Genomic DNA, 10,380 nt, shown 5'->3' on the forward strand with positions numbered 1-10,380 from the left:
TCGTGGTGGGGCGAGCCGGGGGTGCGCACCAGGCGCGTGGCCCGGTGGTCAGGCGTGCGGGGAGGGTCTGCCGAGCAGCCGGACCGCGCAGCCGGCGAGACAGGCCGCGGCCGTGCCGCAGGCCAGCGGCAGTACGGCCGGGCCCGGCGGCAGATCGAGGCGCAGGACCGCGGCGGCGGCGCCCGCGGCGAGCAGGCACAGCACGGCCGGCGGCCAGGCCACGCCGAACGCCTGCAGCAGCAGGGCGGTCCACAGGGCCGCCGCGAGCAGCAGCAGCGCGGCCGGGTCGGAGTCGGTGAGCAGGGCGGGGAGCAGCAGCGGGAGCAGGTAGGCGGTCAGACACAGTGCGAGGTTGCCGGCCGAGCGCAGCAGGAACCCGCGGGGCGTCGCGCTCACCCGCAGCGCGGCCACCGACCAGCCGCGGAAGCGGTACAGCAGCCACTCGGCCGGTCCCATGCTGACAGTCAGCGCGATCACCGCGTACGGGTGTCGCCGGCCCTCCAGCACCACGAGCACCGCCGCCGCGAGACCGAACAGGCCGTACGGAACGGAGGAGCCCAGGCGCGGCCGGGTTCCGCCGGGCGCGCCCGGGGCGGCGAGGCCGGCCCGCAGCACCCACCCGGCGGCGGCGAGCGTGGCCAGCAGCGCGAGCGCGGGCAGGGCCACCCGCGCCGGCGCACCCGGATCCCACCACGGCAGCACCGCCGCCCCGGCCACCAGCGGACTGAGCGAGGCCAGCAGCAGCCGCTCGCGGGCCAGCACCAGCAGCACTCCCGCCGCCGCCAGGTACAGCGACTGCGCGCCGGCCGCCCAGATCGCCGCGCCGCCCCCGGCGGGCAGCACCGCCAGGCCGGTGGCGACCGCCGCGCCCGCCGGGGCTCCGGCCAGCAGAGTGCGGGCGGCCTCCCTGCGCCCCGCCACCAGCCGCAGGTGCGCGCGGTGGCCGAGCGCCTGCCCCCAGGCCCAGGACACGATGCCCGCGACGATCAGCACGGGGGCGTGCCGGTCGACGTCCCACAGCGGAGCGGTCAGCAGATGCGCCAGCGCCGGCAGCGCGAACAGCACCCCGCGCAGCAGACACCGCACCGTGTCCGGGCGCCACGGGTCCGGCGCCGCAGGCGGCTCGGGGAAGGTGCGCGGCACCCTCTCGTACAGCGCGGTGGCCAGGGAGAACAGGTCGGGGTGCCCGTACCGGTCCCGGATCACCTCGGCGGACAGGCCCTCCGCCTCCAGCAGCGCGGCGACCTCGTAGGGGTGGACGGCGGGTCCGACGCGGTCGGCGAGTTCGACGGCGAGCGCGGTGACGGACTCCTCGTCGGGACCGCGCCGGGGCAGGCGGATGGCGAGGGCGGCGTCGTCCAGGGCCCAGCTCGGGCGGCGGCGGCGCGGCCGGCGAGGCCGGGCCAGGCGCAGGGCGAGGGTGTCCTGCTCGGCGCCGCCGGGTTCGAGGGACATCGGGCCGCTCATCCGGTGAGGCTCCCCGTGCCGCTGACCGCCGGGGCGGGCAGGACGACCCGCGGCGACGACCTCCGTGCGCGCAGGGGCAGTTCCCGGTAGATGGAGCGGAAGGTGTCGATGGTCTGGCGCAGGGTGAACTGCTCGACCACCCGCAGCCGGGCCGCCTCGCCCATCGCCCGGCGCCGCTGCGGGTCGCCGAGCAGTTCGAGGGCCGCGGCGGCCATCGCCCCCGGGTCGCGCGGCGGTACCACGAGCCCGGTGTCGCCGACGGCCTCCCGCACCCCGCCCACGTCGGTGGAGACGGTCGCCCGCCCGCACGACATCGCCTCGATCAGCGTGAACGGGAACCCCTCGCTGATGCTGGACAGCATCACGACGTTCCCGGCCGCGTAGGCGTCCCTGATGTCCTCGACCCGTCCCTCGAACGTCACCGCGTCGGCGTGCCCCAGCTCGGCGGCCAGCGCCTCGCAGCGCTCCCGGTACGCCTCCCCGCCGCGGGGCGTGCCGCCGAACAACCGCAGCCGCGCGCCGGGGAGTTCGGCCCGCACCAGGGCGAAGGCGCGGATGAGGGTCTCCAGGTCCTTGATCGGGTCGACCCGGCCGGCCCAGCTGAGCGTGAGGGTCTCCGGTTCGGGGCCGGCGGGCGGGAACGCGGCGGGGTCGACGCCGTTGTAGACGGTGCGGATCGACTCCGGGTCGGCGCCGCCCTGCTCCTCCCAGAGCCGGTTGTACCGGTTGCCCGGCGTGATCAGCGCCGCCCGGCGGTACGTTTCCTCGGCCAGCAGCCGGAAGAAGCCCAGGATCACCGCCTTGACCGGCCAGCGGTAGGGGGCCGTGCGGTAGCCGAGGTAGCGCTCGCGCAGATAGACGCCGTGCTCGGTCAGCAGCAACGGCACCCCGTGCCGGTCGAGGGCCGCGAGCCCGGGCAGTACGGCGACCCCGCCGCTGACGGCGTGCGCGACGCCGTCCTCGGGCGGGGGCGCGGCCAGCGGGCGCAGGGCGTGCTCCAGCAGCCCGGTCGCGGTGAGCGCGTCGTGCAGGGTCGGCGCCGCCTCGCGCACGGCCAGCCCCGGGCGGGTCCACACGGAGGTCAGCACGGCCGTGGCGGCGTCGCCGCGCAGAAAAGGGCTGAGGTGACCGTCCGCCGCCGCGTGCGCCAGGCAGTAGAGGGCGGGCGGGAAGCCGTCCTCGGCGCGGGGGTCGACCAGGGCGGTCAGGAAACGCTCGTAGGCGTCGGCGAGGCGCGCGCGGGCGGCCCGGCCGCGCGGCGGACGGCCCGGCGGTGCATCGCCCCACATCGGGACCGAGACGACCCGTGAGACGTGGCCCGGCAGGTCCCAGACGACGGGCTCCCGCCCGGTGCCGGTGACGGCGATGACGTCGAAGTCGACGTCGGGCATGCCGGTGACGAGCTGGTCGCACCAGACGCTCACGCCGCCGTGACTGTGGGGATAGGTGCCTTCGGTGAGCAGGGTGACGCGCGTCGCGCCGGAGGGTCGCGCGCCGTGCTGAACGTGCATGGGTGGGCTCCACGGCCTGGATGTGGGGTGGTCGTGCCGGTCCCGGCCGCCGTGCGGGGGCGGCCGGGACCGTGCTGCCGAAGCGCCGGTCAGCCGCCCGCGACGGGGGAGACCGGCTCGGCCACGCCCTGGGGCACCCGGGTCCCGGGCGCCCGGCCGGTGGCGTCCGCCGCGACGCCCGGTGCGCCGGCCGGGGCCGGGGCGGCGGACTGCGGCAGGGTCAGCGTCAGGGCCGTGAGCGCCGGGGTGGCCCACCCGGAGCGCTCGCCCGCGTAGGCGCTGCCGAAGGGCAGGCCGGTCCGCGTGGTGCCCTCGGGCACGGTCACCGGGACCGCCACGCCGGACGGCGCGGTGACGGTGACGGTGTCGCCGACGCGGTAGGCGGTGACCTGTCCGTCGCGGAGGGCCGTGCGCCAGGCGGTGCGCCGCTGGAGTTCGACGCCGATGTCCTTCATCCGCAGGTTCACCACGGGGGTGTTGCCGGCGAAGAGCGCCGCGTAGCCGTCGAGGACGCCGTCGAGGACGGGGTAGGCGATGCGGTCCTCGGCCAGGTTCGACTGGTGGATGAAGTGCGGCTTGGGGTCGTTGGCGAGGACGTGGCCGAGCGCGATGCGCCGCTCCAGCGGCACGATGTGCTCGGTGTAGCCGGTGGCGGTGTCCAGCGGGGCCGGCAGACAGGTGGTCGTGGCCGGGTTGTCCTCGCAGATGCCGCTGCCGCCCTGGGCGCGGCTGGTGTAGATCCAGTTGTACTCGTCGACCTGGTCGGCCTGCCGTCCGGCGTTGTAGAAGATGTTCATCGGGTGGCGGGGGACCGTGGCGGCGGAGCCGACCCTGCGCTGGTCGGGGTCGCGGGAGTTGTCCGAGGCGAGCCAGCGGACGCCGTTGTCGCCCAGGGCGAGCGCCAGGTTGGGGTTGTCGGCCGGCTGCTGCGGCAGCACCCGCAGCCCGGAGTGCTCGCCGGTCACCAGCTCGCTCGTGTCCAGGGGCAGTCCGGAGACGAGGCCCCACACGGTGTTGCTCGCGATCTCGTCGGCGACGTCGTAGCGGCTGACCCACTTGGTGCTGCCGTCCGCGTTGGTCGCGCACCGCCAGGGCACGACCGTGGTGTCCTGTTGGCAGCCGAGGAAGGCGTGCGTGTAGGTGTGGTTGATCCAGCGGAACTCGCCCCGCTGGGCGAGAAACCTGTCGGTCAGCGGGTCCTGGCCGTTGTGGTCCTCGCGGTGGTCGACGCTGCCGGCGCCGTTGTAGGCCAGGTCCAGGGTGAAGTCGTGCTCGCGCTGCCAGTCGACGGCGTGGTCGACGTCCGCAGGGGTCATCCGGATCGGGTCGGGCGTGGCGTTCGGGTCGGTGCAGTCGACGTCGCCGGGGGTGCAGTTGAGCGTGGAGTTCCAGCGGTCGTCGGCGGCGAAGACGTCGTCGACGTGCACGGCGAAGTAGTTGCGGGAGGCGCCCAGGTGCACCCCGCCGGTCATCCACTCCACGATGCCGCGGGCCAGCAGCCGGAACTGCTGCTGGTACCGGTTGTAGACGAAGGTGACGACGAGTTCGCGCCGCCCGTCGTGCCGGTACTCGCCCACCAGCGAGCCCTTCTTGGTGGTCCCCGGGATCGTGGCCTGCACGTAGGGGGTGAAGTCGGCGCCGGCGACGGGGGTCGACAGGTACGCGTAACTCTCGCCCACGGTCGGTGAGTTGTCCTCGAAGGGCACCGGGCCGTCGAGGTAGTCGAAGGCGCCCGCGCGGCCGGCGTCGGTCACCTCGGCGCGGACGCCGTCGACGCTGCCGGAGTAGCCGCCGTGGATCGGGTACTGGAGCCCCGCCTCGGGCCTGGCGTAGGTGTAGGCGTCGACCTGCGGCACGTCGTAGGTCCGCTCGTACGCGGCGAGCGCGGCCATCTCGGCGGAGCCGGCCGGGAACGGGTTGTCGTTGGGCAGCACGACGGCCTGGAACCTGGCCCGTTGCCGCCCGTCCACGGTGTCCGCGAGGTAGCCGGCGTCGATGACCGGCCGGTCGGAGCGGGTGAGGTCGATCTCCGTGTACGGCGTTCCCGCGGCGTCCAGTTCGGCCGCGATGGCGTCGGTGGCCGGGCCGCCGTCGCTCACGACGAGGACCCGCAGATCGATGCGGGGGCCGGCGGCGTCGGCGTGGGCCGCCGTGGCCGGTATGCCGAGGGCGGCTATGAGCGCGCCCGCCGTGAGCAGGGTGGTGCCTATGGTCCGCTTCATGCGGTGCTGTCCCCTCCCAGGGCAGGGGTGAGCACTGCTCCGCTGGAGCGGACGCACCCCCTTGCGCGACGCCGGCTTCCCCCTCAGAGGCCAGTCGTCGACACATCCGTCGCGTCACATGGTGGATGGTCTGTGTAGCTTTTGCGGGCATGTCGCGAAACCTGACGGAAAAGCGCAGGTGTGCGACAGGGGTCCCTCTGCGGTGGTTTGGCCTGCGGCAGGGATTCGCCGATCCGCGCGGACGGCCCGGCCGGGGCCATGTCGCGCAGGTCGGAGGGGGAGGCGGGGCACCGGCGGACCGCCGGGTCCACCGGTGCGGCTGCCGTGGGTCCGGACGGGTTCGCCGCGGGATCCGTTGGCCGGTTTCAGGTCAATGTGGCGCCCGTACGGTGGCCTAGGCGCACAGGACGCGGGTCTGGGGCGAGTAGACCGGGCCGCCGCTGACGTTGGTGCTGTCGCTGAACTCGGCGTAGAAGTACGAGTAGAAGCCGATGTTGCCGTTGCAGCCGGAGTCGGCGGCGATCTGCAGCGTCAGCGTCACGGTGCGGCTCTGGCCGGGCGGGATGGGCGCGCCGTAGTTGGCGCCGAGGTCGGCCGGGCCGGTGCCGGAACAGGGGGTGCTGCCGGAGGCCGTGGCCAGGGTGCAGCCGGTGAAGGAGTACTTCAGGTCGGGTCGCTGGGTGGTCAGCCAGGTGGGGTCGATGGTCTGGTAGACGAACCAGACGTCGTAGGTCTTGTTGTTGGTGAGCGTCATCGACAGGTTCACCGTGCCGCCCGGCGTGGTCGTGGCGGCGTCGCTGGTGAACGTCAGTTCCGCGGGGGCGGGGTCGGCCGCGCTCGCGGAGGGCGCCAGGCCGAACACGGCGAGGATGAGGGCCAGGACGGCGGTGAGACCGAGACGTCTCGTCATGGGTGATCGCATGGCCCGGGAGGCTAGGCACCCGCCGCCCGTGGCGTCTGCCCCCGCGTCGGCGCCCTTCCCGGGGATCGACCGAAAGTGTGCGCGTTGTGAAGGTCGTACGGAGAAATCGTGACGCCATGTGGTTGTTCGTATACGTGCACGCCGGACGCGGTGCGGCGCCCCGCCCGTCGACGCGTCGGCGCCGAAACCCCGGATTGCGCGGCGCGCACGCTATTGGCGCGTACTGGATGCACCGAATGCCGCGCCAGGTACTCCCCGCCCGCTTCGCGGCGAAAGGTCTCGGCCAGGCATCGGTTTCCGGTCCGACCCCCGGCGCCCGGAGACGAGCGACCCGATACCGTCCTCGGGCCGGCCCGCCCGTGGGGCCGGCCGGGAATCCGAGAACGGTTGCGAGGAACGGAGGGCGGGCCCATGGGCGCGGACGACCCGGCCCGGACGCGGCGGCGCGTGGAGCACGAAGTGGCGCGGCTCGCCGGGCTCGTGGGCCTGCCGCAGGAGCGGTGGCCCGGCTTCGTCGACCGTGACGCGGGCTACCCGTTCCTGCGGATCGGGGACGCGGGGGAGTACCGCTACCTCGCGTACGAGCGCGGTCGGCTGCTCTTCGAACAGGTCACGTCCGACCTCGACGAACTGCTCTACTGGGCGTTCCGCGACGCCGCCCACGAGGCCGCCGGACGGTGGGCGAGCCGCAACCGGCTGGACGGCGAGCCCTTCCGGGTGACCCTGTGGCGGCGGCAGTTCGAGCTGCTGCACACCCTGCGCCCCGCGTGGGCGGGACGGCGGCGCGCGGAGCTGATCGCCTCGCTGCCGGACCGGGACGAGGGAATCGTCCCGCCGCTGCCGGGAGCCGACTGCTGAGGGACGGCGATCGTCCGGCGTGGCGTGGGTCGGGACGTCGGCGCCGTCGCGGGCGCCGTCTTCGGCGGAGGTCCGGCTTCCGGTCCGGGTCGGGCTCCCGGTCCGGGGCCGGTCCGCGCAGGTCCGGCGTCCGGTGCCGGGCCGGTCTCCGGCATCGGGCCGGCCGCCCCCCCCGGGAAGACCGACGTACCCGCCGCGTGCCGTTTCCGGGGACCGGGCCACGGGAACCCGGAGCAGCCCGAACCGCGACGAGAGGCACCGACATGACCGGCGGGAACGACCAGAGCGGCGACCGCTACGACAGGGCGCGCGACCCCGAGGAACCGGGCGCGCACTCGGGCGGGGAGAGCCAGGCCCAGGAGCGCTCCGTGCCCGGCACGGCGAGTGCCCGGGAGGGCTACCAGCCCGACCGCGGCACCGTGGCGGGCGACCCCCTGGAGGGTGTCGAGGCCGAGGAGTCCGCGCCCGGCACGGACGACACGGACCGCTGAGGGCCTGCCGCAGCCCGGCGCCCGCTGAGTACCATCGGGCTGCGACTCAGCCCTGCGACGCGTGACCCGCCCACGCCTGCCCGCGCAGGTCCGCGTCGAGCAGCACGTCCGCCGCCGTGCACGCCAGCGCGCCGGCCGCGGCGGTGAGCACCGTCCGGGCCCGCTCGGAGGCGGCGGCCTCGGCGAACGCGGGGGTGTGGTCGGAGCCGTCCTCGCCCATGATCGCCACGAACGGGTGGACGGCCGGCACCAGCGTGCTGACGTTGCCGATGTCCGACGACCCCAGCTGGACGCCCGGCTCCGGCTCCGTCAGCTCGATTCCCGACCGGGACAGGTGCGCGGCGAACCGGGCCGACAGGACCCCGCTGTCCCGGAAGTGCTCGTAGCGCACCGTGGCCCGCTCGACCTCCGCCCGTGTCCCCGTGGCGAGGGCGACGCCCTCCGCGCAGGTGCGCAGCCGCCCCGCCAGGTCGTCCAGCGCCCCGGTGGTCGCCGCCCGCAGCCCGAACAGGCCCTCCGCGTACGCCGGGACGATGTTGGTGGCCGTGCCCCCGTGCGTGACGATGCCCTGCACGTGCGACGCCTCCGGCAACCGTCGGCTCAGCCCGCCCAGCACGTTGAACAGCTCGATCAGCGCGCCGAGCGCGTCGATCCCCTCGGTCGGGTTGCCCGTGGGATGCGCCGCCCGGCCGTGGAAGCCGACCCGGTACTGCACCTGCGCGGTCAGCGGGGCCCGCCGCCAGTTGTGCACGCCGGGATGGAACATCAGCGCCGTGTCCACGCCGTCGAACACCCCGGCCCGAGCCTCCAGCGCCTTCCCGCCGCCGCCCTCCTCGGCCGGGGTTCCCACCGCGAGCACGGACCCCGCGTCGCAGGCCGGCACCGAGCGCAGCGCCAGTGCCGCGCCGAGGCCCGCCGCCGCGATGAGGTTGTGCCCGCACGCGTGCCCGAGGCCGGGCAGGGCGTCGTACTCGAGCAGCAGTGCCACCGCGGGACGCCCGTTCCCCGTACGGGCGGTGAACGCGGTCGCCATCCCGGCCACCCCGCGCTCCACGGCGAACCCCGCACGTTCCAGCTCGCCCGTGAGCAGTGCGGCGGCCCGGTGCTCGGCGAAGGCGTACTCGGGGTCGGCGTGCAGCCGCAGCGCCACGTCCCACAGCGCGCCGGCCCGTGCGGCCACGGCCGTGCGGAGCGCCTCGTGGACGGGTGCGAGGTCGGTGCGGGTCACTCGGTCTCCTCCGGTGGGGCGACGTGTGCGTCCCCGGGTGCCACCGTCCGGGCGGTGCCACACCCCCCGGGGTTTCGAGTGCCGTGCCGGTGCAACACGATCGGTGTACCTGGACGTCCGGCTGGGAGGAACGATGGACCACTCGCGCGTGCCTGTGCTGGAGGCGCTTCAGGAGTTCCGGCGCCGAGGAGACGTGGTCTTCGGGCCGCCGGGGCACAAGCAGGGCCGCGGGGTGGATCCCCGGGTGGCCGAGATCGTCGGGCTCGACGTGTTCCGCTCGGACGTGCTCTCCCTCAACGGCCTCGACGACCGCCGCCAGTCGCAGAACGTGCTCGGGCAGGCCCAGGAACTGATGGCCGACGCGGTCGGCGCGGACCAGGCGTTCTTCTCCACCTGCGGCAGCTCCCTGTCGGTCAAGACGGCGATGCTGGCCGTCGCGGGGCCGGGGGAGAAGCTGCTGCTGTCCCGCAACGCGCACAAATCCGTGATCGCGGCCGTCGTCGTCAACGGCGTGGAGCCCATCTGGGTCCACCCGAAGTTCGACACCGAGCGGCACATCGCCCATCCGCCCGAGCCCGACGACGTACGCCGCCGCCTGGAGGAACACCCGGACGCCAAGGGCATGCTGCTGATCACCCCCACCGACTGGGGGACCTGCGCGGACATCGGCGGCGTGGCGCGGGTGTGCCACGAGTTCGACGTCCCGCTGATCGTGGACGAGGCCTGGGGCGCCCACCTGCCCTTCCACCCCGGCCTGCCCGCCTGGGGCATGGACGCCGAGGCGGACCTGGTGGTCACCAGTGTCCACAAGATGGGCGGCGCGATCGAGCAGAGCTCCGTCTTCCACCTCCAGTACGACCGGGTCTCCCCCGAGGCGCTCAAGCAGCGGGAGGACCTGCTGGGCACGACCAGCGCGTCGTCCCTGGTGTACGCGACTCTCGACGGCTGGCGCCGCCAGATGGTCGAACACGGGCACGACCTGCTGGACGCGGCCCTGCACCGGGCGGAGCGGATCCGCGCGGCGGCCGGCGAGCTGCCCGGGCTGCGGCCGATGGGCGGGGAGGTCGTCGAGGAGGGCCTCGCCGCGGCGTTCGACCCGCTGAAGCTGGTGATCGACGTCCGGGAGCTGGGCATCAGCGGCATGCAGGCGGCCGAGTGGCTGCGCGCCCACCGGCACGTCGACGTCGGCGGCTCCGACACCTGCCGCATCAGCGCCTCGATCACCCACGCCGACGACGACGAGACCGAGAAGGTGCTCGTCGACGCGCTGCGCGCGCTGGTCGAGGGCGCCGACTCCATCGAGCGGCAGCCGCCGGTCCACCTGCCCGACCCGAAGGCGCTGGAACTGGAGCAGGCGCTGCTGCCCCGCGACGCGTTCTTCGCCGAGGCCGAGCACGTGCCCGCCGAGCGCGCCGCGGGCCGCATCGCCGCCGAGACGATCAGCCCCTACCCGCCGGGCGTGCCGGTGGTGGCCCCCGGCGAGGTGATCAACGAGGACGTCGTCGAGTACCTGCGCAGCGGCGTCGACCACGGCGTCCTCATCCCGGACGCCGCCGACCCGTCGGTCCGGACGCTGCGGGTGGTGGCCCGCCACTGACCGAGGCTCGGCCCAGGCGAAGCAGGAACGACTCCAGGGCCCGCGCCGGGGCCTCGAGGAGTGCCTCTCCCTCCGGGGAGCTCA

8 protein-coding genes are annotated in these 10,380 nt (G+C 74.8%); 3 read left to right on the forward strand and 5 right to left on the reverse strand.

Translation table 11 applies throughout. The annotated features are described in order from the left end of the window. Positions 1–48 precede the first annotated feature (48 nt). The 4 genes from ABZY13_RS24160 to ABZY13_RS24175 all read right to left on the reverse strand — a co-directional run bounded on the left by ABZY13_RS24160 (position 49) and on the right by ABZY13_RS24175 (position 6,122). On the reverse strand, positions 49–1,467 hold the full coding sequence (locus ABZY13_RS24160) for a hypothetical protein (RefSeq protein ID WP_356634085.1): 1,419 nt from the start codon (positions 1,465–1,467) through the stop codon (positions 49–51). Then, entirely contained in the window at positions 1,464–2,978 is a 1,515-nt protein-coding gene (gene pelF, locus ABZY13_RS24165; RefSeq protein ID WP_356634087.1) for a GT4 family glycosyltransferase PelF, read from the reverse strand. Before pelF ends, ABZY13_RS24160 begins: the two co-directional genes overlap by 4 nt. An 89-nt stretch (positions 2,979–3,067) precedes the next feature. Next, positions 3,068–5,200, reverse strand: a complete 2,133-nt coding sequence (locus ABZY13_RS24170) for a hypothetical protein (RefSeq protein WP_356634089.1) — start codon at positions 5,198–5,200, stop codon at positions 3,068–3,070. Between the two features lie 394 nt (positions 5,201–5,594). Continuing rightward, positions 5,595–6,122, reverse strand: a complete 528-nt coding sequence (locus tag ABZY13_RS24175; RefSeq protein ID WP_356634091.1) for a hypothetical protein — start codon at positions 6,120–6,122, stop codon at positions 5,595–5,597. 411 nt (positions 6,123–6,533) lie between these two features. Between ABZY13_RS24175 and ABZY13_RS24180 the strand changes: the two genes are divergently transcribed. Together ABZY13_RS24180 and ABZY13_RS24185 are read left to right on the forward strand one after the other, a co-directional pair. Then, a complete protein-coding gene (locus tag ABZY13_RS24180; RefSeq protein WP_356634093.1) occupies positions 6,534–6,980 on the forward strand; it encodes an Imm63 family immunity protein in 447 nt (148 codons plus the stop codon). Between the two features lie 263 nt (positions 6,981–7,243). Next, positions 7,244–7,471 carry a hypothetical protein gene (locus ABZY13_RS24185; RefSeq protein WP_356634095.1) on the forward strand — a complete coding sequence of 76 codons (228 nt, stop codon included), beginning with the start codon at positions 7,244–7,246 and terminating at the stop codon, positions 7,469–7,471. Positions 7,472–7,517: 46 nt separating this feature from the next. Here ABZY13_RS24185 and ABZY13_RS24190 read toward each other — a convergent pair whose 3' ends face one another. Continuing rightward, entirely contained in the window at positions 7,518–8,699 is a 1,182-nt protein-coding gene (locus ABZY13_RS24190) for an amidohydrolase (RefSeq protein ID WP_356634097.1), read from the reverse strand. 133 nt (positions 8,700–8,832) lie between these two features. Here ABZY13_RS24190 and ABZY13_RS24195 point away from each other — a divergent pair, with 133 nt between their 5' ends. Next, positions 8,833–10,296, forward strand: coding sequence for an ornithine decarboxylase (locus tag ABZY13_RS24195; protein WP_356634099.1), 1,464 nt, complete (start codon positions 8,833–8,835; stop codon positions 10,294–10,296). The last annotated feature ends 84 nt before the right edge of the window (positions 10,297–10,380 follow it).

The organism is Streptomyces sp. NPDC006610 (assembly GCF_040611575.1).
In the GTDB taxonomy this organism is placed as follows: Bacteria; Actinomycetota; Actinomycetes; order Streptomycetales; family Streptomycetaceae; genus Streptomyces.